General features: G+C 55.8%; 19 protein-coding genes. 6 read left to right on the top strand and 13 right to left on the bottom strand.

Translation table 11 applies throughout. From position 1 onward, the window contains the following. Positions 1 to 43 precede the first annotated feature (43 nt). The 8 genes from BJQ17_RS11310 to BJQ17_RS11345 all read right to left on the bottom strand — a co-directional run bounded on the left by BJQ17_RS11310 (position 44) and on the right by BJQ17_RS11345 (position 7,043). The gene (locus BJQ17_RS11310) at positions 44 to 859 is read right to left on the bottom strand and encodes a CoA ester lyase (protein ID WP_070096067.1); all 816 of its coding nucleotides are present in this window, start codon (positions 857 to 859) and stop codon (positions 44 to 46) included. Further along, complete coding sequence (locus BJQ17_RS11315) at positions 856 to 1,698, bottom strand: MaoC family dehydratase N-terminal domain-containing protein (protein WP_064614595.1); 843 nt, start codon at positions 1,696 to 1,698, stop codon at positions 856 to 858. Before BJQ17_RS11315 ends, BJQ17_RS11310 begins: the two co-directional genes overlap by 4 nt. Positions 1,699 to 1,711: 13 nt before the next feature. Further along, the gene (locus BJQ17_RS11320) at positions 1,712 to 2,641 is read right to left on the bottom strand and encodes an electron transfer flavoprotein subunit alpha/FixB family protein (protein WP_070096068.1); all 930 of its coding nucleotides are present in this window, start codon (positions 2,639 to 2,641) and stop codon (positions 1,712 to 1,714) included. After that, entirely contained in the window at positions 2,641 to 3,390 is a 750-nt protein-coding gene (locus tag BJQ17_RS11325; RefSeq protein WP_070096069.1) for an electron transfer flavoprotein subunit beta/FixA family protein, read from the bottom strand. The genes BJQ17_RS11320 and BJQ17_RS11325 overlap by 1 nt, the downstream gene beginning before the upstream one ends. 51 nt (positions 3,391 to 3,441) lie before the next feature. Continuing rightward, entirely contained in the window at positions 3,442 to 4,638 is a 1,197-nt protein-coding gene (locus tag BJQ17_RS11330; RefSeq protein ID WP_060545542.1) for a CaiB/BaiF CoA-transferase family protein, read from the bottom strand. 55 nt (positions 4,639 to 4,693) lie between these two features. After that, positions 4,694 to 5,857, bottom strand: coding sequence for an acyl-CoA dehydrogenase family protein (locus tag BJQ17_RS11335; RefSeq protein ID WP_064614587.1), 1,164 nt, complete (start codon positions 5,855 to 5,857; stop codon positions 4,694 to 4,696). 71 nt (positions 5,858 to 5,928) lie between these two features. Then, a complete protein-coding gene (locus BJQ17_RS11340; RefSeq protein WP_060545539.1) occupies positions 5,929 to 6,525 on the bottom strand; it encodes a thiamine pyrophosphate-dependent enzyme in 597 nt (198 codons plus the stop codon). Further along, the gene (locus BJQ17_RS11345; RefSeq protein WP_047602690.1) at positions 6,513 to 7,043 is read right to left on the bottom strand and encodes a thiamine pyrophosphate-binding protein; all 531 of its coding nucleotides are present in this window, start codon (positions 7,041 to 7,043) and stop codon (positions 6,513 to 6,515) included. Before BJQ17_RS11345 ends, BJQ17_RS11340 begins: the two co-directional genes overlap by 13 nt. Before the next feature lie 488 nt (positions 7,044 to 7,531). Between BJQ17_RS11345 and BJQ17_RS11350 the strand changes: the two genes are divergently transcribed. The 5 genes from BJQ17_RS11350 (at position 7,532) to BJQ17_RS11370 (ending at position 13,855) form a co-directional block, all read left to right on the top strand. After that, complete coding sequence (locus BJQ17_RS11350; RefSeq protein WP_070096070.1) at positions 7,532 to 8,824, top strand: dicarboxylate/amino acid:cation symporter; 1,293 nt, start codon at positions 7,532 to 7,534, stop codon at positions 8,822 to 8,824. 214 nt (positions 8,825 to 9,038) lie between these two features. Further along, positions 9,039 to 9,962 (top strand): LysR family transcriptional regulator, encoded by a 924-nt coding sequence (locus BJQ17_RS11355; RefSeq protein ID WP_047602692.1) that lies wholly within the window; start codon positions 9,039 to 9,041, stop codon positions 9,960 to 9,962. A 274-nt stretch (positions 9,963 to 10,236) separates the two neighbouring features. Then, positions 10,237 to 11,607, top strand: a complete 1,371-nt coding sequence (locus BJQ17_RS11360; protein WP_070096071.1) for an MFS family transporter — start codon at positions 10,237 to 10,239, stop codon at positions 11,605 to 11,607. 381 nt (positions 11,608 to 11,988) lie between these two features. Next, a complete protein-coding gene (locus tag BJQ17_RS31640) occupies positions 11,989 to 12,177 on the top strand; it encodes a hypothetical protein (RefSeq protein WP_175442728.1) in 189 nt (62 codons plus the stop codon). 1,354 nt (positions 12,178 to 13,531) lie between these two features. Beyond that, positions 13,532 to 13,855, top strand: a complete 324-nt coding sequence (locus BJQ17_RS11370; protein ID WP_070096073.1) for a hypothetical protein — start codon at positions 13,532 to 13,534, stop codon at positions 13,853 to 13,855. A 693-nt stretch (positions 13,856 to 14,548) separates the two neighbouring features. On the opposite strand, the gene BJQ17_RS31000 is transcribed toward BJQ17_RS11370, so the two are convergent. Both BJQ17_RS31000 and BJQ17_RS31005 read right to left on the bottom strand, forming a co-directional pair. After that, positions 14,549 to 15,541 carry a hypothetical protein gene (locus tag BJQ17_RS31000; protein WP_139139771.1) on the bottom strand — a complete coding sequence of 331 codons (993 nt, stop codon included), beginning with the start codon at positions 15,539 to 15,541 and terminating at the stop codon, positions 14,549 to 14,551. A 1-nt stretch (position 15,542) separates the two neighbouring features. Beyond that, a complete protein-coding gene (locus BJQ17_RS31005; RefSeq protein WP_139139772.1) occupies positions 15,543 to 18,128 on the bottom strand; it encodes a hypothetical protein in 2,586 nt (861 codons plus the stop codon). A 458-nt stretch (positions 18,129 to 18,586) separates the two neighbouring features. Here BJQ17_RS31005 and BJQ17_RS11375 point away from each other — a divergent pair, with 458 nt between their 5' ends. Further along, complete coding sequence (locus BJQ17_RS11375) at positions 18,587 to 18,907, top strand: hypothetical protein (protein ID WP_070096074.1); 321 nt, start codon at positions 18,587 to 18,589, stop codon at positions 18,905 to 18,907. Between the two features lie 50 nt (positions 18,908 to 18,957). Here the strand turns inward: BJQ17_RS11375 and BJQ17_RS11380 are convergent, their stop codons facing one another. The 3 genes from BJQ17_RS11380 to BJQ17_RS11390 form a co-directional block, all read right to left on the bottom strand. Then, positions 18,958 to 19,269, bottom strand: coding sequence for a hypothetical protein (locus BJQ17_RS11380; RefSeq protein ID WP_070096075.1), 312 nt, complete (start codon positions 19,267 to 19,269; stop codon positions 18,958 to 18,960). A 21-nt stretch (positions 19,270 to 19,290) separates the two neighbouring features. After that, a complete protein-coding gene (locus tag BJQ17_RS11385) occupies positions 19,291 to 20,226 on the bottom strand; it encodes a hypothetical protein (RefSeq protein WP_139139773.1) in 936 nt (311 codons plus the stop codon). 100 nt (positions 20,227 to 20,326) lie between these two features. Then, on the bottom strand, positions 20,327 to 22,495 hold the full coding sequence (locus BJQ17_RS11390) for a P-loop NTPase fold protein (protein ID WP_070096077.1): 2,169 nt from the start codon (positions 22,493 to 22,495) through the stop codon (positions 20,327 to 20,329). Positions 22,496 to 22,599: the final 104 nt, after the last annotated feature.

Genomic DNA, 22,599 nt, shown 5'->3' on the forward strand with positions numbered 1-22,599 from the left:
AGAACAGAAGGAGTATGCGGTGCCGGGGGCGATAACGGGAGCGTCAGCCGGCCTGGAGCAGCATGGCGCGGGCGCGCAGGATGACGGGAGCGTCGACCATCTGGCCATCGAGGGTGAACACGCCAGCGCCAGTTTCAGCGTGTTCGACCACCCGCTGCGCCCAGTCCAGCTCGGCAGCCGAAGGCTTGAGCGCGGCGTGAATCACGCTGACCTGGCCAGGGTGAATGCACAGGGCGCCGGCAAAGCCCATGTCCCGGGCGAAGCGCACCTGACGCTGCAGCCCGTCGGTGTCCTGAATGGCAGGGAACACGCCGTCCAGCGGCGCGGCAAGTCCGGCGACACGGCTGTGCAGCAACACCGCATAGCGGGCATGGTCCAGTACCTGCCCGGCGGCGGCACTGCCGACGTTCAGCCCGAGGTCCAGGCCCAGATCCAGGCTGCCGAACGACAGACGGTCGACGCCTGTCGCTGCCGCCAGGAGGGGCAGCGCAGCCAGGCCCTTGGCACTTTCGATGATCGGCCACACCGCCTTGCCGGTGGCATGTGCGCGTTCGATCTGGCCGACGGTTTCCGCCTTGGGCAGCAAAATGCCGACGACGCCGGGGTGGCGCTGGCACAGCGCCAGGTCGGCCTCATGGGCCCAGTGACCCGGCGCGTTGACGCGCACAAGCACTCGGGCCTGGGGTTGATCGCTGAGAAACTGCTCGAGGTTGTCGCGCGCCTGTTCCTTCAGCGCCTCTTCAACGGCATCCTCAAGGTCAACGATGACTCGATCTGCGCCACTGACCAATGCCTTGGGTATGCGCTCTGGGCGGGTAGCCGGCACGAACAGCGCGCTGCGTACGATCTCGGCGTTCATGGGCGTGCCCCCTGGGCGAATTCGATTTCGCCAACCTGCGCCTGACCGGCCTGATTACCCGCCCAGACCTGCGCCTTACCGTCACCGGTCAACCGCCCGCCGACTTGGAACGCATCCGGGCAGATCAGCGGGCGCACACCGCGATAGCTGAAGCGGCGGACCTTCAGTTGCGGGTTCGCGCGCACGAAGGCACGCAGGTTCAGGGTAGCGATCAGTGGGCCGTGGACCACCAGACCCGGGTACCCCTCGGTTTCAGTGACGTAGGGCCAGTCGTAATGGATGCGATGTCCGTTGAAGGTCACCGCCGAGTAGCGAAACAGTAGCGTCGGATCTGGTTGCACGCTTTCGCTCCAATCGCCGTGGGGCATCGGCTCTGTGCCGCCAAGCTTGGGCGGTGAGGGCTCGCGGTAGACGATGTCCTGCTCTTCAAGCAGTGCTCGCTGCCCGTCCTGCACATATTCATGCTGCACGGTGACGAACATCAGGGAGCCGGTACGCCCGTGCTTCTCCTCGACATTGAGGATGGTCGAGCGGCGGGACACCTGAGCATCGATCCGCAGCGGACGGATGAACTCCAGTCGTCCTCCGGCCCACATGCGGTTGCGGTTATCTGCCGGGGGCAGAAAACCGCCCCGCGCCGGATGGCCGTCGCCACCCAGGCCGGCCGCTTCGACAGGCTCCTGAAAAAACGCCCAGTGCCAGAGCGCGGGCAGGGCATCCCCAGGGGCGGGTGCCGGCTCGCTCAAAGTGGCAGCAATACGCTTGACCAGGTTATGGCTGATGCAGTCATGGACAGTCTCGCTACGGCCAATCCATGTTTGGGGTGCAGGTGTACTCATTTTTTATTGTCCTTTACAGCGTCGAAGTCAGTGCCGGTACGATCTCGAACAGGTCGCCGACCAAACCGTAATCAGCTACCTGGAAGATAGGTGCTTCTTCATCCTTGTTGATCGCGACAATGACCTTGGCGTCCTTCATGCCGGCCAGGTGCTGAATAGCGCCGGAGATACCCACGGCGATGTACAACTGCGGCGCGACGATCTTGCCAGTCTGACCGACCTGCATGTCGTTGGGCACGAACCCTGCGTCTACCGCCGCGCGCGAAGCACCAACCGCAGCACCGAGCTTGTCGGCCAGGCTATACAGGTGGCTGAAGTTTTCACCGTTGCCCATGCCACGACCGCCCGACACCACGATCTTGGCGGCGGTCAGCTCGGGGCGGTCGGACTTGGCCAGTTCTTCGCCGACAAATGCCGACAGACCTGCATCTGTAGCGCCACCCAGGGCCTCGATTGGCGCGCTGCCTCCTTCTGCCGGCACGGCCTCAAAACCGGTGGAGCGCACGGTGATGACTTTTACCGCAGCACTGGATTGGACGGTGGCAATGGCGTTACCGGCGTAGATTGGACGCTTGAAGGTGTCAGCGGATTCAACCGAAATGATCTCGGAGATCTGGTCGACATCCAGCAGCGCAGCTACCCGTGGCAGGAGGTTCTTGCCGTTGCTGGTGGCCGGGGCCAGCACATGGCTGAAGTCGCGAACCAGGTTGGCCACCAAGGGCGCCACGTTTTCCGGGAGCTGATGGGCGTAGGCGAAATCGTCAGCCAGTAGCACTTTGGTCACTCCAGCGCACTGCGCGGCAGCGAACGCCACACCGGCTGCGTCCAGTCCGGCTACGAGAACGACGATGTCAGCGCCGATCTGGCGAGCGGCGGCCAGAGTGTGCAGGGTAGGGCCAGCAAGGATGCGATTGTCGTGTTCAGCAACTACCAGAATGCTCATCAGATCACCTTCGCTTCGTTCTTCAGCTTTTCGACCAGTTCGGCTACCGATTTGATCTTGATGCCAGCGCTGCGGGCTGCCGGGGCTTCAACTTTCAGGGTTTTGTTGGTGGAGGCGAGGGAAACGCCCAGCGCGTCTGGAGTCACAGTTTCCAGCGGCTTCTTCTTGGCCTTCATGATGTTCGGCAGCGACGCGTAGCGTGGCTCGTTCAGGCGCAGGTCGGTGGTGACGATGGCAGGCAGGTTCAGCGAAACGGTCTGCAGGCCGCCGTCGATTTCACGGGTGACGTTCAGCTTGTCGCCAGCGACTTCGACCTTGGAGGCGAAGGTGCCTTGGGCGTAGCCGGTCAGCGCGGCCAGCATCTGGCCGGTCTGGTTGTTGTCACTGTCGATGGCCTGTTTGCCGAGGATGACCAACTGCGGCTGCTCCTTGTCGACAACGGCTTTCAGTGCCTTGGCCACGGCCAGGGAATTCAGCTCGTCAGCGGCTTCGACCAGGATGGCGCGGTCGGTACCCAGGGCCAGGGCGGTACGCAGTTGCTCCTGGGCGGTGGTCGGGCCAACGGAAACCACGACGATCTCGGTCGCAACGCCTTTTTCCTTCAGGCGCACGGCTTCTTCCACGGCGATTTCGCAGAAGGGGTTCATGGACATCTTGACGTTAGCAAGGTCGACGCCGGAGTTGTCCGCCTTGACGCGAACCTTGACGTTGTAGTCGACCACTCGTTTGATTGCGACCAGCACTTTCATAGGCAGGGATACTCTGTGTTTGAGCAATGGCAACGAATGAGGAACACGGGGTCAGATGACCCCTGAATTGCGCAGTTGCTGAATACGTTCTTGGGGCAGGCCGAGTTCGGCAAGGATGCCTTCGCTGTGCTGGCCCAGTGCGGGCACCGGGTCCATGCGCGGTGCATAGGCGTTGCTGGTGGCCGGCGGCAGCAGGCTGGGCACTGATCCGGCGGCGGTGTCGATGCGACGCCAGCGGTCCCGGGCCTGCAGTTGCGGGTGGGCCCAGACACCCTGCATGTCATTGACCTTGGCATTGGCGATGCTGGCCCCATCGAGGCGCTCGATTACCGTGTCGAAGTCCAGCGCAGCGAAGGTCTCGACGATCAGTCCGCGCAGCGCATCGCGGTTGGTCACGCGCTTGAAGTTGGCACTGAAGCGCTCGTCACTGGCCAGTTCTGGTTGCTGCAGCACCTGTTCGCAGAACAGCTGCCACTCCCGCTCGTTCTGCAGGCCAAGCATGACGGTGCTGCCATCGCCCACCGGGAAGGGGCCGTACGGATAGATGGTGGCGTGCGCCGCGCCGGCACGTGGCGGTGGTGCGGCACCTTCGTAGGCGTAGTAGAGCGGGTAGTTCATCCACTCCACCAAGGCCTCGAGCATGGACACTTCCACTTGGCTGCCGATGCCGGTCTTTTCCCGCAGTAGGACCGCCGAAAGGATACCGGTATAGGCATACATGCCAGCGGCGATATCAGCGATCGAGTTGCCGGCCTTGGCCATCCCGTCTTCGCCCGGCCCACCGGTGACCGACAGGAAGCCGCCTTCGCTCTGGATCAGCAGGTCGTAGGCTTTTTTCTGTTCATAAGGGCCGCCCGCGCCATAGCCGGAGATATCGCAGACGATCAGCCGTGGGAATCGCGCGTGCAGCGCCTCGAAGCTCAGTCCCAGGCGTGCGGCCGCACCCGGTGCCAGGTTCTGCACCAACACATCGGCCTGCTCTAGCAGTTGGTCAAGAATATCGCCAGCGATTTCCTGCTTGAGGTCCAGGGCGAGACTTTCTTTCGACCGGTTGGTCCACACGAAATGCGATGCCAGACCGTTGACCCGCTGGTCGTAGCCCCGGGCGAAGTCGCCACTGCCGGGGCGCTCCACCTTGATGACCCGGGCGCCCAGGTCGGCCAACTGGCGGGTGCAGAAGGGCGCCGCGATCGCGTGTTCGAGGCTGATGACGGTAATGCCGTCAAGGGGGCGGATGGGCTGGCTCATGCTGGTTGTCTCTCTTGTTATGGCAGGCCCCCGTGGTTAACGGGGGCGGTCCGGATCAGAACGAACGTGGCAACTCCAGGAGGTGTTCGGCCACGTAGGACAGGATCAGGTTGGTCGAGATCGGCGCGACCTGGTACAGACGGGTTTCGCGGAACTTGCGCTCGACGTCGTATTCGTTGGCAAAGCCGAAGCCGCCGTGGGTCTGCAGGCAGGCGTTGGCCGCCTCCCAGCTGGCCTTGGCGGCGAGGTACTTGGCCATGTTGGCGGCTGCCCCGGCGTTGCGCCCGCTGTCGTATTCGGCACAGGCGCGCCAGCGCATCAGGTCGGCGGCTTCGATCTCGATGTGGGCTTCAGCGATGGGGAACTGCACGCCCTGGTTCTTGCCGATCGGCCGGCCGAACACCTCACGGTCACGGGCGTACTGGCTGGCTTTCTCGACAAACCAGCGGCCATCGCCGATGCATTCGGCGGCAATCAGGGTGCGCTCTGCGTTGAGGCCGTCGAGGATGTAGCGGAAGCCCTTGCCTTCTTCACCAATCAAACTACTGGCTGGGATTTCCAGGTTGTCGAAGAACAGCTCGTTGGTCTCGTGGTTCACCAGGTTGGCGATCGGCTGCACGGTCAGGCCGTTGCCGATGGCCTCGCGCAAGTCGACCAGGAAAATCGACATGCCATCGACCTTTTTCGTTACCTCGGCGAGCGGGGTGGTGCGTGCAAGCAGGATCATCAGATCGGAGTGCTGCACACGCGAGATCCACACCTTCTGACCATTGACCACATACTTGTCGCCCTGGCGAACTGCGGTGGTCTTGATCTTGGTGGTGTCGGTGCCGGTGGACGGCTCGGTCACGGCCATCGATTGCAGGCGCAGTTCGCCGCTGGCCAGTTTGGGCAGGTAATAGCGCTTCTGCTCGTCGCTGCCGTTACGCAGCAAGGTGAACATGTTGTACATCTGGCCGTGGATGGTGCCGGAGTTGCCGCCGCAGGCATTGACCTCTTCGAGAATTACAGAAGCCTCGGCCAGGCCCAGGCCGGAACCGCCGAACTCCTCGGGAATCATCGCCGACAGCCAACCCTCGTCGGTCATGGCCTTGACGAAGGCTTCAGGGAAGCCCTTTTCCTCGTCGATCTTGCGCCAGTACTCGGCGGGGAAGTCGCCACACAGGGCACGCACACCCTCACGAATGGCGTTGAGTTCTTCGTTGTTGTTGTCGTTCATCATCATTCTCCAAGGTGGACCGGGCCGGCAGCGTCATCGTGGTTCGGCCGCCGGCCGGCCCTTTAACACGGTCAGATGGGCTGGAAGCCCAGGGCAGCGCGGAAGCGGTTTTTGATGTAATGGCCATCGCGCGGCGGCAATACGCGGGGCGGGTTCTCGGCCTTGATCTTCACCGTCGCCAGCTTGACGCCATCACGGGTGGCGAAACGCTCGCGCAAGGCATGCACGCCGTCCATTTCACGAATTTCCTGAGTCCAGGAAAAACCGCAGGTCTCGGCGACCTGGTCCAACTGAATGCCGAACCCGGCGTGGCTGACCTGCATGCCGGTCTCACCGAAGTGGCCGTTATCCAGCACCACAATGGTCAGGTTCTTGGGTTGCTGCAGAGCAACCGTGGCCAGGGCGCCAAAGCCCATCAGCAGTTCGCCGTCACCGGTGACCACCACCACGCTTTTGTCTGGCTGGGCATTGGCAAGGCCCAGACCCACGGTGATGGCGCTGCCCATGGCGGCCCAGAGGTAGTAGTTGTTGTCGTGATCGCCCGCGGCCATCACATCATAGGAGGCCGAGCCTAGGCCTGTGACCACAAGCACATCGTTGCGATCGGCGAGCAGGGTACGGACGACTTCACGGCGGCAGAGCACGTGGTTGGCGCTTACTTGACCCATTTCTTTTCTCCGATCAGACGCTGGCCAAGCAGCAGGGCAGTGGCGGCATCGCCATTGAAGGCCATGGTGGCGGCACCATGGAGAAGGGGCGCCACATCCTCAGGCTTGTCAGCGCGCCAAGTCATCACCTTCATCAGGTTTAGAGAGGCTTCGGTGGCTTGGCCCATGGGGTTCTGCCAGGCATTGAACTCCGCCCAGTCGCCGCGCATGGTCACCACCATCAAGAGTGGAAAACCGGCGCAGTTCTGCAGGGCAAGGGTGTTGATGCAGTTACCGACGCCGCTTGACTGCATCAGCAGAGCGCCGCGCTCTCCGCCCAGCCAGGCGCCGGCCAGGTAACCGATGCCTTCTTCTTCGGTGGTGAGCACAACGGCCTTGATATCAGGGTCGGCGTAGGACATGCGGATGGCTGCCGAGTGGCCGGCATCCGGGACGAACACGACGTGTTTGACGTCGTGGGCCTTAAGGACACGGAACACGTCCTCTTGCCAGTTCTGTTCAGCTTCTTGCGATGACATGGGTATCTCCCGGCAGTGCTGCTTTTGTTTTTCCACATGATGGGGGGAGTTGCTGTGCACGACGACTACCGTTTTTTTCTTTGAGATATGCCGGGTCGGCATAGGTTGGCCCGTGGGATGGCGGGTCAGCGTTCGGCGCGACCAGCTGCCGCATAAAGTCAGGCATGGCTCGCGCAGGAGAGGTTGCCTCTATAGAAAGCGGGCATAGCTGATAGACACATGCAGTGCTTATGGGCCGCAGGCGAAGACGTTAGGTTGTCCACTCGGTTGCGGCCGTGCCGCTGTCGAATCAAAACAACAATAAGATCGAGGGTTGTCCATGATGCTTCGTTACCTGCGCACACTCGCCGGGTGGCTCACTGCTGAGCCGCCATTGGCCGATACGCCATCCTCGCCCTGCCGGTTCCGGCACCTTGCACTGTCCTACTTCGTTCCGTAATGCACTGCTCAGGCGGTGACGGATCCTATTGCTTGAATACAGGTGCTCAATGAGACTCAAATTACCGTTGGCGGGCTGGATACTGCTGGCCATGTTCCTCGGCGTGGTGATCGGCTACGTCATTTTTCTCACCAGCCCGGACAAAGCCGCTGCTGCCCATACTGCCGGTTACATTTCGGTGATCTCGGACGTGTTCCTGAGGCTAATCAAGATGCTGATCGGGCCTCTGGTGTTTTCCACCCTGGTGGTGGGCATCGCTCACATGGGCGATGCCGGTGCAGTAGGCCGGGTGTTCGGCAAGGCCATGATATGGTTCTTGACGGCCTCGCTGCTGTCGCTGGCGGTCGGTCTGATGATGGCCAATATCCTGCAGCCGGGGCTGCATCTGGCGCTGCCCTTGCCGGACGTCAGTGAAACCACTTCGCTGCAGACCTCGGCCTTTACCCTCAAGGCCTTTGTCACCCACTTGGTACCCAGGTCGTTCGCCGAGGCCTTGGCCAACAACGAGATCCTGCAAATCGTGGTGTTCTCACTGTTCTTTGGGGTCGCCCTGGCGGCGCTGGGGGAAAAAGCCAAGGGCCTGGTACGCCTGACCGATGAACTGGCGCAGGCCATGCTGCTGATCACTGGCTACGTCATGAAGCTGGCGCCCTTGGCTGTCATGGCGGCCATGGCTGCCACGGTGGCAGTCAATGGCTTGTCGATCCTGGCCACGTTCGCCGTGTTCATGCGCGACTTCTATCTGGGCTTGGTCTTATTGTGGGTGTTGCTGGTGCTGGCCGGGGCGATGTTCCTGGGCCGGCGGGTGTTCGGCTTGCTGGCACTCATCAAGGAGGCGTTTCTGCTGGCGTTCGCCACAGCCAGTTCCGAATCGGCCTATCCGAAACTCCTCGCGGCGCTGGACCGCTTTGGGGTCAGCCGCAAGATTTCCAGCTTCGTGATGCCCATGGGTTACTCCTTCAACCTCGACGGCTCGATGATGTACTGCACCTTTGCCGTGCTGTTCATTGCCCAGGCGTACGGAATCGAGATGACCCTCGGCACGCAAATCCTCATGCTGCTGACCTTGATGCTGACCTCCAAGGGGCTCGCCGGGGTGCCTCGGGCATCGTTGGTAGTGATTGCCGCAACCCTGGTGCAGTTCGATATTCCTGAAGCGGGGCTGCTGTTGATCCTTGGGATCGACACCTTCCTCGACATGGGGCGTTCGGCCACCAATGCCGTGGGTAACTCGATCGCCACTGCGGTAGTGGCCAAGTGGGAAGGGGAACTGCAGGAACCGGACGCACAGCCGGCGAGCCCACGCGCCACTGACCCGGAGGTAGAGCGTTCAACAGCTTGAGGTCGGCGCTTGGCTGACACTTGAGGCCTGCGGGCGATTGCAGCGGGTGGAACAGGGCATTCATCCGTGCGGCCACACGTGTGTGGCCAGCCCGAGGGGTTTTCATGGGGTTCTAGCTGCTATGCTCAAATTCTATAGCTGGCGCCCGAGGCTGTCTTTAGACTGTCAAACACGCCGTTTCAGAGGCGCTCCTTTCCTTGCCAGTGGTTGACCGATGGACGTAACGCAACTCAAAACCCTGATCCACGTGGCTGAGCTGGGCAGCTTGAGCAAGGCGTCGGACCGGCTGCATGTCGCGCAACCGGCGTTGAGCCGGCAGATTCGGCAGTTGGAAAAGGAGCTGGGCGTTTACCTGTTCGAGCGCCATGGCCGTGGGATGGAAATCACCGCGGCGGGGCTCGAGGTGCTTGAGCGGGCCACCCGCATCATGAACGAGCTGGAGTCTATTCGTACTTCGGTCGCTGGCGGGCGCGCGGCCTTTCGCGGCATGGTCGCCATCGGTACCACGCCGACGATCGCCGAGATCGTCACCGTGCCGCTGGTCAAGCGCATCTGCGATACCCACCCGGACCTCTCCATCCGCTTTTCATCAGCCTTCAGCGGCTATCTGCTGGACTGGTTACAGCGGGGCGAACTGGAATTGGCCATCTCCTACGATCCGCAGCCGCTGCATACCCTGCGCATCGAACCGGTGATGATGGAAAACCTCGTGTTGGTGGGCCCTCCCGATTCGGGGCTGACCCTCGACACGGCGATCCCTTTCGCCCAGCTGGCCAGTGAACCGATGGTCTTGCCCAGCCCCCGCCATGGACTGCGCAAGATCATGGACCAATGTGCCCTGGAGCGCGGCTTCAAGATCACCACTAGCGTCGAGGCGGATTCATTCGGCGCGATGATCGACCTTGTGCGCAATGGCTTTGGTTACACCGCGTTACCCTTGGCCTCGATCTACTCGCGCTTGAACGACGGCACGCTATGCGCGGCACCGCTGGTAGACCCTACGCCCATGCGAAAACTGGTGCTGGTGCTGCCGGCCGATCGCCAGGTGAGCCCGGCTACCCGCTATGTCGGCCAGACTTTCGTCGACATTGCCTCGGAGCTGGTGGCCGAAGGTATCTGGGCTGGGCATATGCTCTGACGCAGCCAGCTATTCAATTGAGGCATAACTGCTAGAGGGGAGCGGGTCTGGCCGCTATCCAGGTGAGGGCGTAGCTTTGCTCGGGAATAAAAGTCAGTGCGCTTTCGCTGACTTGTAAAATAATAGATCCCAGAAGGTACCCCCCATGATGCGCGTTTCATCGCCTCGCGTTTTGCCGCCCGCTTTTTCCCATCGCGACTCCAAACCGATCAATCGAACGTAAACCGACGCTGTCGTTCCTGCCTTACGTTTGCCTTAGATCTGGAGTTACCCCATGCACGCCAACAATAACAATCCCGCTGCGCCTGATATCCGCAACCTGACCAACCGCCAACGGATCCGCGCCATACTCGGTGCCTGCTCCGGCAACCTGGTGGAGTGGTACGACTTCTTCATTTATGCGTACACCTCGATTTATTTCGCGGCCCTGTTCTTCCCCCAGGGCGACCAGACCACGCAGTTGCTGGCGACCGCCGGAATCTTCGCCGTGGGCTTCTTCATGCGCCCGTTAGGCGGGTGGATCTTCGGCTACCTGGCCGACACCCGTGGTCGCAAGTTCTCCATGATCATCTCTGTGTTCCTGATGTGTGGCGGCTCGCTGATGATCGCCGTACTGCCCACTTATGAGTCCATCGGCATGGCAGCTCCGGTGCTGCTGCTGGTAGCCCGCTTGATGCAGGGGCTCTCGGTCGGTGCTGAATACGGCACCGGGGCCACCTACATCAGCGAAATTTCCCGCAAGGGCAAGCGCTGCTTCTTTGGCTCGTTCCAGTACTTCACCATCATCGCCGGCCAGTTGCTCGCGCTGCTGACGGTGGTGGTGCTGCAAAATGTGCTGCCAATCGAGGAGCTCAAGGCCTGGGGCTGGCGGATTCCGTTCTTCATCGGTGCGGTCAGCGCGCTGGTAGTGGTGTACCTGCGCCGCTCGATGCTTGAAACCGCCCATGCCCAGGGCGCCAAACACAAGGAAGCCGGCTCGATCAAGGCACTGATGAAACACAAGAAAGCCGTGCTGCTGACCATTGCCATCACGGCCGGTTGCTCGCTGCATTTCTACACCTTCTCCACCTACATGCAGAAGTACTTGGTGGTGTCGGCCGGCTTCGACCCCTCGACAGTCAGCTTCATCATGACAGCCGCCCTGGTGGTGTTCATGTGCCTGCAGCCGGTGTTCGGGATGATGGCCGACCGGATCGGCTCGCGTAACAGCATGATTGCCTTCGGCCTGCTGTCGAGCCTGTTGATCGTGCCGTTGCTCACGGGCCTGAAGAGCGTCAGTAACCCGTACGAAGCCTTCGCGTTGGTCATGCTCGGGCTGCTGATTGCAGCGTTCTATACGCCGGTGACCGGCGTGCTCAAGGCTGACCTGTACCCCGCCACCGTGCGCGCACTGGGGGTAGGTTTGCCTTATGCACTGGGCAATGCGCTGTGTGGCGGCACGGCCGAGTACGTGGCGCTGTCGTTGCGCGGCGCAGGGGTAGAGTCGTATTTCTACTACTACGTGGCGGCCATGAGCGCCATTACCCTGCTGGCTGCGGTGCTCATGCCTGACTTGCGCAAGCATGGTTACCTGGATGGCACCGGTGCGGTGGAGGAGCACACCGGCCTGCGCGGTGGCCCTGCGTACTCCAACGCTCGGGGCTGAGCTCCGGCCTGGGCAGCCGCTGGTGGTTGCCCGGATATCTTCATGATCGTACTGCCCGGTGCTGCAGCGTCCTCAAAATGCCTGATCGATTGCTGGAGGAGGGGAACGAAGCTTTGGCACATGAACGAGCCGCATTTGAGCTAGAGCGGAAGGAGATGAAAGCTGAGCGAAGTACACTTTCGGGCGATTGTATTGTCCGCTCGGCGGCAGCCTTGCAGCCAGAGGGCGTGACCATCCAGTGGCGCGAGAATCGACATCGCTCTATAGGGCTTTCAACATCCGCTCCAGGGTTTGATACTCCCAAGTCGACAGCCGATCACCTAGGTCGAAATCCCAGCGCTTTCCCTCCGGGCTCACGCACCGCTCGCAGTAGTCCAGCTCATGACAGTCGTTGTAGATCGTGATCCGCCATCCCTCTACATCGACTTCGAAGTGGCAGGCGTACAGCTGCGCCCACGACTGACTGCCAACCTTGGTCATTGTCCGGCGTCCGAGCACGACCTCTCGCAGCACCTGGCAGACTTGGCGGGCCGTCAGCGCGCCTGGGAGAGTGTCACCGTATTCGTCTAAATTCATACCCAGCTCTCCTGGCACATCCGATCGTCTCGAAGACCATGCGGCCAGCTTGGTCTTGCTCTGAGGAGGAGCTACCGATCCGCCTAGATACTGTTGATACATACAGATACTGTTGATGCATCCAGTTCCTCTCGCTAAGATCACCACCAGAACATTAGTACCACTCGGCGTAACGAGCGTTATGACGAAGCCAGACCAGACTGGCCGTGATCGTTGACGGATGAAGGTCTCCAACCTAGTCAATGACCTGGATGGGTTGAAGTGCCGGTACTGTTGGGCTTCTTCAGCGGAATCTCTACTGCATTGCCAAAGGTTAAGGAGTTAGTTTGGATATACCAATCCCCTTTAATTTTGTTGCAAAAATTGCTTCTTGGGTTTGGGGGCGCGTGACCAGGGGGCTGTTGTATGAGACGTATTCTAGATCCCACGAGCGATGGAGCTCAAACCACAGATTGGGCTCGCATTGGGACGCCTTAGGTGATCACCTAGAATATTCAGTTAATTTGGCACAGCCAACCTATCCTAAATCACGCGTGGGGAAGCTTGCGCTACGTGCAACGGGGGAGACTGTGGCAGGAGTGGAGGTCTTCTACGAAGCTCGAGGCCTGGGGGTTAAGTATCAGCAACGAATATCTCTTTGCAATGTTGACACCACACCGGTGGTTTGTAGTCTTACAAACATCCCCATGATGCAATATGTAGACTCTCCAGGTGATTGCATTAGCTTCACAGTGGAAGACTTCAGGATTCTCCAGTGCGAGGTGAAACTTAGTTCAGGTGAAAAGGTGAGGGCATTTGACTCAGTGCGATCCTATCTCACACACAGCTGGTTATTTAGTGATGATTGGTCGTACCGTTGGAGATATTGGTGGAATTGTAATTCAATAAAGTTTGCGAAGCATGAGCTGAGCACCTACTGGCGTTGGGGGTTCGGCCTTCCGAGGGTTAGAGTATATACTCCTCGCACGACCTCTCCGTATCGCAAGTCACTAATGCAAGCGCTGCTACAAGGATTTGGATGGTTGATGGGATCAGCCCCCCTAGTAACCGTCCAGTTTTGGTTTGCCATCTGGTCTGGATTGTTTGTTATGGATAATGATGATCGTTTGTGTTGGAGGTGGAGTACCAAGCAGAACGGTGATACGGAAGGATAGTAGAAAGAAACTTTTACTCTGATTATTGAGTGCGCCCACCACACTAAAAGCAGGGCGCGGTCAAAGGGTCGCGCTTTCCGCGAAGCGGGCTGGTTGCTGTTTCTCCGACCGGGCTTTCCGCTCGGCAAAGATCCTCATACAACGTATGGCGGGACTTGGTTGTCAGTAAGGTATCAGCCCATGGAATATGCGCTATGCATCCAACAACACCAGACGGTCGCTACTTCGTAGTCAAAGGTCAGCTCTGGCGCTGCAGCAACCCCGCGCTGCCTGTTGAAGAGCGTCAGCACCTGGTGCACGACTTGATGGAAGCACGGCGAGTCGTGAAGGAAGCCAAAGCACTGGATGATGAAGACAAGCTGCATGCCGCTCGAGCAGCAGTGGCCTTGGCGAAAGTGGCACTAGGGGAGAGGGGCCCGGTGTGGTGGGATGACGGTAGCCCGGACTACAACCGCCACAAGGCAATTAACACGCCTTACGCTGGATGGTACCGCTCATTAGCCATTCAAGATGAATAGTAGGGGACGAGACTGGGTTGCGGAACCCGGTCGGTCTCATCGTTGTGACGTAGGCAGGACGGATTTTCCACTTGCTGGAGAAATCCTTTCCGATCTGGGGAAATCTTCAGATACGAGAAATCCACTTGGAAAGCATCGGAAATCGCTCTAACGGTCAACATTGACGGACTAAAGGCGCTAACCGAACTCGGACTCATTTGTTGAAAACACCCCGAGCATCCCAACGTACCGGTTCTGGTAGCGCTAGAGGTCATCTACTTGAAGATAATAGCAGTCGCTGTAAGGCACCTGTGCTAACTCCATATCCCCAATTGCCATTACCTTATTTCTTGTAGCTCTGAGTCGTTGTCGCCCCAGTCTCACAATAATTCCGGTGAGCAGGTGCTGCTGTGACTATTGGCGTCGATATGACGTTGCAATTACGTTCGACAGAGGCGCAGCTGTAATCCTCGGTTCATTGCGGCTATAGGTGGGCGGCAGCAATGAACCGCTGGCAAATAAAATGCAGTGGGCTACACTTCTTGGTATTGCAGCCAGATTTACTGCTTCTCTATTTCGACAATTACTGTAATTTAGCTGATATAAAAGTAACTGTAATGCGGATACCCAGATTAGTTACCTTGCCTTGCCTTCACGAGACCTACTAGCACTTGTCCATTATGATGCGCCGTCAGCATTAAAGTTGTCAGCTATCTAGGGGTTTCGTAGTTCTAAACCTCGATCTAGATTTGGTACAGGAGAAAGCTTTACCGGTAGTTTTTCGATTTGTTTCCCTATGTACATTCCAGCTGCTACCGCCCCTACCCCACAAGCTATTGTAAATGGAAGGCCAACTGCAGGGGACGCCAAAACTGTAACAGAAACTCCTGCTTCAACGCACATGCCAAAACCCGCATTAGTTACTGCGTTTCCAATAATTCCGGAGCCAACTTTCGCCATGCCATTAATAAATTTATCAAATGCCGCTTCATAATCCTTGTCTGTAGCTGATGTGTAAATGTCATACACTATTGGTGCAATTTCAGCGACTATTAGAATTCGTCCAAAGGCGTCAAAAGCCCGTGATAGAGACTTTGGGGCAATCAAGATTTTATCCGCGTTTCGATAGTATGTCTGTTTGTTTGCCGCTATTGAAGGATCTTTAAATAAGTCAGTAAGTGAGTACAAGCTTACTGGTACCTTCTCAATGCGCCCTCGAAGATTTTTTGCCCATGGATTTGATGATGCACCAAATTGAAGTGAAATGCCTTTTTGAGTCATGAGTCTAAAAGAGCGTGTATTGATGCGGATGTTTGATAAGGAGTTTTTAGCCGAATTTTGTGCATTTTGCACAAAATTTCTAATTTCCGGCGTGACTTTTTTTCCTGCTTTTTCGTATAGCCCTATAGCATATACCAAGTCTCGTCGCAGAGTTTCTGCAACCCCTCTAATTGCCGTATGGCTTCCTAATACCTCAGCCTTGATAACGCCGCTTGCAAGGGCAAGAGGATCAGAAATGTCATCTTTGAACCTTGACAGATAATGTATGAGTGCTTCTATAGGGATGTCAGGTATTTCCAATACTTGTCCTGGTGCGTCGCTTACCGCAGCCTCCAATAAATACATTGGCTCAGAATCCTCTTGGGGGTCTAGACCAGCAGGTGATATCAACTTATCCGAAACGCAAATCAGGTTTTCATCATTCATATCACACCACAAAGGGAATATGAAGCCTTGATGGCTCGTGAATAAGAAAGCCGAGGTTGTTATTGTTTTCGCTAAGCCAATCTTGATCAGTTGTAAAATTAATTAAATACTCAAGGATCGTTGGATCCGCCTCAAAGTGATGGCGCGCAATCGAGTCAACAACCACAATCCATTTCCCTTGTCGGACGCTGCCAACAAAGCTGATTTTTGCAGACTTTAGATCGCCACCATTTTTAACTATTGCAACCAGATCTGGCGGTGCTGGTCGTAAGCTATCACCAACAGCTTCAATTTGCGCTGCCCTAGCAAGAACCTCTTTTGTGTCAGCTCTCCGTTTTTCTAGTTCAGCTTCGCGTAACTTATTGGTGTAGTCCTCTAGTGCAGTGGAAGGAGATGAGTAAGTGGTCATGAGTAAGCCAGCGCAAGGGCCATCCACCCATCCTGAACTCTGCAGGTAATTAACGGATTTTGGTGCTAGTCGCTTTAAGTTCTTCTCGGCAATCTCAATTGACTTGATTCCTGGCACGCTGTTTAATATTTCATCTAATAGATCGTCTGCTTTAACGTTTTCGTCGTCAGTTTTTAGGTCGTAAGACTTCAATAGGGAGGCTATTTGATTAAGAACTTCTTTGTAGTATGCTTCAAGCTCCGCCTCTTTTGTTGTCTTAAAACGAATTGGCAAGCTTTCCACGCTCATCGCTTTCAGCACGCCAATTACATCAGAAAGAGAAAATTGACGCGGCAATGACATTTCAGAGCACAGCAAAGTCTCTGCAGCTGGCAGAACAGTAATTGATAGGTCTACAAGGAAGAGCTCTTGAGAATAACGATTAGTGAGCTGGTGCAAGAAAAGAGTAAGTGCGCATCCTTGGTTTATATTCTTCAGATTTATTGTTGTTGCTTCCCTAGTTGAAGTGGTGGCTTTGAAGCTGGCGGTGCTTGAAACCTCGTATCTCGTACGAGCTGTCAGAGAGCTTGATGCCTTTTGAGTTAATTTGGAAACTCGCTTCGCAAAATCATTTGTTGTTTCATTCCAAGTCTGCCCGCCTGACGTTTCTCCCCCGGCATTCCAGATGCCAAAGTTAACTCCGCCGTTTGCAGAAGCACTCCATTTAGATGAATGCGACGCATCCCTTGAACGTCTAGACTCTGATTCCAACTCTGAAATTAGTTCACTCCTTGCTTCACTTGCTATATCAAGAGAAGATGTCGCAGAGGTTTTTGTTTCTCGCTCGGATACTGTGGATCGCTCGATTACTATAGTTCTTTCCTCTCCAGGAGCAAGTGTAACGCTCTCCACTACTTCTCCCGTTGCAACCCCGCTATACCGTAGTACCAGCCTGTACTTTTCTTCGATGAAAAGTTCGGGTAATCTTATTGGCATGCGTCCTGGGTGCGGTCTAAACGCCGATACAGCGCGAGTTAATTTTTCTCCCGTATTTACACCCATGTCGTATATGGGAAGGGTAATTGTACCAAATATAGAGTCGGGCAAGTAGGGGTCAAGGTTTCTTAAAACATCATCCAGATTGTGGCCAGTTGTTGTGATGTATTCATTAGAGATTCTTTCAAATAATCCGGACTTTATTCCTAGGGTTTTATTAAGAGCCTGCTCGTGCGAAAATTTTGTTTCCTGCCAGTCTGGAAGAGGGCGAAGTGCTGAAGGGCGCTCATTAGTTAGATTGGCGATTTCCCTGCCGATGCCGAGATCATCTATTAATTCCAGCTTGGTTCTATGGTGAGAAGGTATAAAGCTCGAAGAAATATTTGTCGCTTTGATTAAGTCGCCTGATAGGGGATCTAATCTGTACCCAAGAGCTTCTGCCTTCTGTTGAAGCTCTCTCATACGAGCTTTGGCCTCATGAAATGAAACTTTCATATCCATGGCTCGACGAAGAGCAGTCCTGTAAGTGCTATCAAGGCCGTTGGTCGTAACCGAATCCTTCAGAAGATCATCAACTTTCCCAACTAAGATTGAAGTAGAGTCAACTTCTGATCTCACCTGTTCATAGCGGGCTGCAATCTCGCTTGCAAAAAAGTCGTGGAATTCAATCGAACAGATTGTATCGAGTGGCAAATCCACGCGATCAACTTTTTCTCGCCACATGCTAAGATAATTATCTACCGTGGTAAAATCAGTGTATTGAAATTTTAAATCTTTCTTAGGCTTGACCAGCCACTTGCCAAACTTGAATTCATCTTTAACAACGTTTGTGGCGAATCCTGCTTCTTTAGCAATGTCTTTTATTGAGGATAAATTTATATCGCCACGATTGTTGAAGGTCGCTTTAAGTTCTTTTTCAATCGGTAGTCTAATATATTCAAAGCCAGTGCTATTCTTACAATCAAATACGGTTTTTAGCATTTTCACCCAATCGATCCCAACGCGAAAACTTCGCTGGATTCGATCCGCGGTTACATCCTCAGCAGCAGTTGATGGGATGGGAATTTGTATTGGGGACTGATCAGCGTTATTCAGCGATTTGTCTGCCCCGACACTCCACTGGAAAAGTATTCCATCTTTTTTCAGCCCCTCCTGCCAAGTCGATTCTCCTCCTTGAGAAGCATCATCTTTTTGCTTCGTCATGGTTCACCTCGCTCATATTTTTCTTGAGGCTAGACGTGGCTTGGCACTAAATCAAGGTGGTTAACTTAGAATTTTCGGTGGCAATTAATTGTCAAGGCTTTTAAATAATTCTTATAGCTCTACTAAATAAGCCTTATAGCTAATTTGGATTGGCTTGTGATATTTGCAAATAAAGCACGGGTCTTTCGACTCACAGTATTCGCCGCTCGCCCCCAGAACAAAGCACGTTTGACCTCAATCACACTAATCGAGATGCCTTACTCCGCCATTACCAATTCCGCGGGCTAGAGCGTAATCAGCAGTTCAGGTCGGGCCTCTTTGTCGCACGCATGGATCGCGCTATCCGCGCAGCGGGCTCGTTGTTGCTCTTCGACTGGGCGTTCGACTAGCAAAGTACTCTTTGCGGCCTAGGGCGCGCTTTGGTTGACTGTGAGGTATCAGTTCACGAGATCTGCGCCATGCATCCAACAACACCAGATGGTCGATATTTCGTAGTCAAAGGTCGGCTAAGGCGTTGCAGCAAGCCCTTAATTTCTTATGAGAACCGTCAACGCCTGGTGCATGATCTGATGGAAGCACGGCGAGCCGTGAAGGAAGCCAAAGCACTGGACGACAAAGACAAGCTGCATGCTGCTCGAGCAGCGGTGGATGAGGCGAAATTCGCACTAGGGGAAAGGGGCCCGGTGTGGTGGGATGACGGTAGCCCGGACTACAACCGCCACAAGGCGATCAACACGCCCTACGCTGACTGGTATCACTTAATCGATGAGCAGCAGTGAACATCCTTGTGGATCTAGCAGGCCTGATAGTACAAGCCTGCACAGCCCGATTATCGATCGTAGGTGTTGCCACCAGTACTGATCTTGTAGATGGTCTCGGAGTAGGGCAGACGCGCAATGATGGTGGTAGCGTTCACCACAGCCCCCATCGTCATACCGCGGCAAAGCAGGTTCACATAGCCCTGAATACGAACGCACATCGCATCAGCGCTATCGATGAAATTCGTCTTGTTGAGACGAAGCATGATGACTGTCCTCCCTTCTGGTACCGCTCCAATTGGCGGTACTGAGAAAATCGTAATCTGGGTGTAGATGACCAAGCAGAGCAGGGCGATGCCCGCTGCAATAAAAGCCTTCTTCATGTAGAGAGTCCTATCTCAGTATCAATCGATGCGCTTAACGATGCCGAACCGGCCTTCTTTGAAATCGCTTGCCCGGAGCACAGCGGGAGCAGCTTGGTCACAGCTATAGGTCGAGTAGCTCACGGGCGGATTACCGAATCGATCCGAGCTACGATCAGCGCAACCTGAAGACGAGGCAACGATGTACAGGGGTTTAATGATCGCTTCATTAGGGACTTGAAGACCCATTGAGAATCTGATGCTTGCCTTGTGAGCAAAATCGTTAGCGTCGTCGTGGTAGTTTCCCAGGAAGGTCGCATAGCTGCTCCAGCTAACGAACTCAAAGCCCATGACGCCAAGGCGTTTGAGCTCGCCACCGTTTGATGCGTAAACAATCAGAGGGGCCAAACGGGGATCTTTGCTCTTGGACGAGTAGGTCACCTTCGCGGTGATGTACCGAGAGCCGCGCTCAGCCGAGCGGTATTCGTACTCATCCCCGTGATCGTTGAAGCTCCATTGGCCGGCCACTTGAGCAGACTGAAGTGAGACGGCGCTGTCGTCCGCGGTGAACGAGCCTTTGACCGGGATCGCTTTCATACCAAGAGCCGCCAGTCGGCGCTCTTCTTGTTCCTTAGCTTCGCGATCCTTGACCATTTTTTGCAAAAGGCCATTTCCGATCGCAGCTTCAGCGGAGTCGGCGTAGCGGGAGGTTAACGATGCCAAGGCTGCTTTCGCGGTTGTCTCGTCCCCGGCATCCACAGCCTTTCTGAGCTGGGCTAAGAACACTGCCGGTGTCTCTTTGAGAGTCTTATTTTCCTGTTCGAGCTGAGTGATCCTGGTTTTCGCAGCTGCAATCTGTGCTTGCAGAGAACTGATGTCCCCGCGAAGGCTCTCCGCCTGCTTTCTGTAGGCTTCGCCACCATCTCCACATCCAGTAAGGGAAAGAGCCATACAAGAAACCAGCAAACCATTCCTCACGAAACACTCCTTGGGCATTCCTCGTATCAGGAATGGCAATTTAACATCATTCCGCAACCGCCGAAACCTAATGGTTTTCCTAGAGAAGAACCCCAGTTAATCATCTGCTTGCGTCGGTGCCGTCCACGCCATAAAGGGGCTTGCCGTCTAGCACCGATTGCCATGCTGCACGCGCTGGATAGGCCAGTGTTTCATCTGCGAGTCGCTTGGAAGCATGCTGACGCAGGGTCTTCAGTGGGCAAAATGCTTTGGTCACTCCCTCATCACTTGGCAGGGCGTAGGCTTGGCCGTTGCTCGAATCCCAACTGTTACGTAGGAAGTGGAGAGCGAACTGATCAAGAGACTTTTCGGACGCTTCCACGATACGGAAGATTTTCCTGCATGCTTGAGAATCAAGGCGCGCAAGTGTCCAGAGAACACGACTTGGAAGGTTGACCTCAAAAAATCGCTTCTCCTCTGTCGCATTCAGCACGTTTTGAGCAAAGGCTTGTATCACAGCGTCCTTGTTGTCCTGCTCAAGCAAAAGATCGCTGTCGTACCTCCTTTGATTCGGTACGTAGCTCACTCGAAGCAACTCGGCCGCGCAGCTCAGTGCGTATGGGTCAATAGCCACTTGGGTGTAGATTGCTGAGGCGCTCATGGAGTCAAAGGAAGCTGTAAGCAGCTTAATCTGTCGCAAGGCGAGGTCGTCAGGGCTCATTCCAAAGACCCCATCACGGTGTCTTCCACGCTTTACAAAAACGGAAGAATCAACAAGCCGAGCGAGCGATACACAAACACTTGAAATATCGTCGAGTTGATCGCTCGGCAAAGAGGAGCCGATTTGGCCGAGCATGTCCATAAATTCATGGCACACGTCAGGAGTGAGAGCAGCAACTATGTTCTCCCGCTGGGCGGGATTTTCTAGATACTGTCGAGCCGTCTTGATGCTCACATCACCATCTGTTATGCCCAACTGCAGCGCGAAGAGTAGCCGTGAAGGATCTGAAATCACTCCATCAGTGTACTTACCGTCACCCATTGAGAAGCCTTCTTCTGCCGCTGCCACCTCAGGAAACAGGAAATGAACGACTTTACGAATTGCGTCAGTGCGTCCGTGTGCATATGCAGTTGCTCGCTCAGCTGAGCCGTCAGCGACAAGCTTTGTAGAATCACCAGGCCCAATCTCACTTGGCAGACGCCCCACGAACAGCTGTGGCTTAATCCTCAACAGCTCATACACCTGCGGAGCTTTCACCGACAACGCAGCTAGCCCAAGGATGTCAGCAAACACAATCTCACCCCGTAGAAGGGGCTCAATCATTCGCACAGCATTGAATACCCGGGCAAGATCTCGGGGCTGCTCCAACAAGTCCCGTAACCCCAGTTGATACAGGAAGCCCAGCCGCTTGGTTTGCCCCTCGAAGTAAGTTTGGATCGCCTTCGGATCAAGACTCCCGACAGCCGAGTCAAACAGCTTTGACCGGGCGCTCAAGGACAGGTTTGGCAGCGGCATCCTGACTTGAACGATCTTGTCCAGGTACGAGCTCGATTGAGGAACCTTAACGCTTGAGAGAGCTGCAGTAACGTATGCGGAATCCCAAGCCACGACATATCCGACCCTTGGCAGTCCCCCGACTGCTTTGATGATTCTGATCATCTCAAATACTTCAGCAGGGAAAAGACGGTCGACATCATCGATGAAAACTATGACAGGGCGATCAAAGCTCCTAAGCGCAGCCTCAACTCGCTCCTTTTGCTCCTCAAGGTCAGGCGATTTGTACTCTGCAACGGCTTCACTGGCATCGCCTGCAGCATCCATTACCGACTTAACCAGGGACGCCCACGGCTCCACGCCTGGTATGAGTTTTAGGACATCAAAAACCTTTGAGTAAGCTTTGAGCTCTTTGGCTACCTTCCGGCCATCCTTGCTGTGATCGCTCAATTTAACGGCCTTAGCAATGCTGGCGAGAAACTGGCGGAGCAGGGCATCCTTGTCGCCAACCAGCCAGGGGTTAAAATGCACAATCACTGGCTGACGCTTCTTGTCCTCACGGTTGAGCAGGGCCTGAATCATCGCGAGAACTGAGCTTTTTCCGCTTCCCCATGGGCCTTCGATTGACAGCACGAAGCCCGACGTCGAAGGCACTTTACGAAGCGAGGAGGTGGCGATTTCAGCGAACCCTACTCGGGATAGCTGATCGGTGTCGATAGCAGATTCGGGTAGAAGAGGGATGTCGAAATCAATTCCCTCAACATGCGATGCCCCTGTTGCGTGCTGCTTGCCCATATTAGCTCCTTCCAGGAGCATGGAGGCCCCATGCGCAAAATCAAAAGGCCAGCATAGGGTATTTGGGAAGCAGTCGAAAGTAGAGCAGACATACTACCTAGCCG

This window comes from Pseudomonas sp. NBRC 111139 (assembly GCF_001753955.1).
Classification (GTDB): Bacteria; Pseudomonadota; Gammaproteobacteria; order Pseudomonadales; family Pseudomonadaceae; genus Aquipseudomonas; species Aquipseudomonas alloputida.

Bases quoted from the DNA above. Each gene is read 5' to 3' on its own strand.
- BJQ17_RS11350 (WP_070096070.1), top strand. From the start codon at position 7,532: ATGAGACTCAAATTACCGTTGGCGGGCTGGATACTGCTGGCCATGTTC.
- BJQ17_RS11375 (WP_070096074.1), top strand. From the start codon at position 18,587: ATGCATCCAACAACACCAGATGGTCGATATTTCGTAGTCAAAGGTCGG.
- BJQ17_RS11390 (WP_070096077.1), bottom strand. From the start codon at position 22,495: ATGGGCAAGCAGCACGCAACAGGGGCATCGCATGTTGAGGGAATTGAT.
- BJQ17_RS11330 (WP_060545542.1), bottom strand. From the start codon at position 4,638: ATGAGCCAGCCCATCCGCCCCCTTGACGGCATTACCGTCATCAGCCTC.
- BJQ17_RS31005 (WP_139139772.1), bottom strand. From the start codon at position 18,128: ATGACGAAGCAAAAAGATGATGCTTCTCAAGGAGGAGAATCGACTTGG.
- BJQ17_RS11315 (WP_064614595.1), bottom strand. From the start codon at position 1,698: ATGAGTACACCTGCACCCCAAACATGGATTGGCCGTAGCGAGACTGTC.
- BJQ17_RS11335 (WP_064614587.1), bottom strand. From the start codon at position 5,857: ATGAACGACAACAACAACGAAGAACTCAACGCCATTCGTGAGGGTGTG.
- BJQ17_RS11380 (WP_070096075.1), bottom strand. From the start codon at position 19,269: ATGAAGAAGGCTTTTATTGCAGCGGGCATCGCCCTGCTCTGCTTGGTC.
- BJQ17_RS11325 (WP_070096069.1), bottom strand. From the start codon at position 3,390: ATGAAAGTGCTGGTCGCAATCAAACGAGTGGTCGACTACAACGTCAAG.
- BJQ17_RS11370 (WP_070096073.1), top strand. From the start codon at position 13,532: ATGCATCCAACAACACCAGACGGTCGCTACTTCGTAGTCAAAGGTCAG.
- BJQ17_RS11310 (WP_070096067.1), bottom strand. From the start codon at position 859: ATGAACGCCGAGATCGTACGCAGCGCGCTGTTCGTGCCGGCTACCCGC.
- BJQ17_RS11360 (WP_070096071.1), top strand. From the start codon at position 10,237: ATGCACGCCAACAATAACAATCCCGCTGCGCCTGATATCCGCAACCTG.
- BJQ17_RS11345 (WP_047602690.1), bottom strand. From the start codon at position 7,043: ATGTCATCGCAAGAAGCTGAACAGAACTGGCAAGAGGACGTGTTCCGT.
- BJQ17_RS31640 (WP_175442728.1), top strand. From the start codon at position 11,989: ATGACAGTCGTTGTAGATCGTGATCCGCCATCCCTCTACATCGACTTC.
- BJQ17_RS11355 (WP_047602692.1), top strand. From the start codon at position 9,039: ATGGACGTAACGCAACTCAAAACCCTGATCCACGTGGCTGAGCTGGGC.
- BJQ17_RS31000 (WP_139139771.1), bottom strand. From the start codon at position 15,541: ATGAATGATGAAAACCTGATTTGCGTTTCGGATAAGTTGATATCACCT.
- BJQ17_RS11340 (WP_060545539.1), bottom strand. From the start codon at position 6,525: ATGGGTCAAGTAAGCGCCAACCACGTGCTCTGCCGCCGTGAAGTCGTC.
- BJQ17_RS11320 (WP_070096068.1), bottom strand. From the start codon at position 2,641: ATGAGCATTCTGGTAGTTGCTGAACACGACAATCGCATCCTTGCTGGC.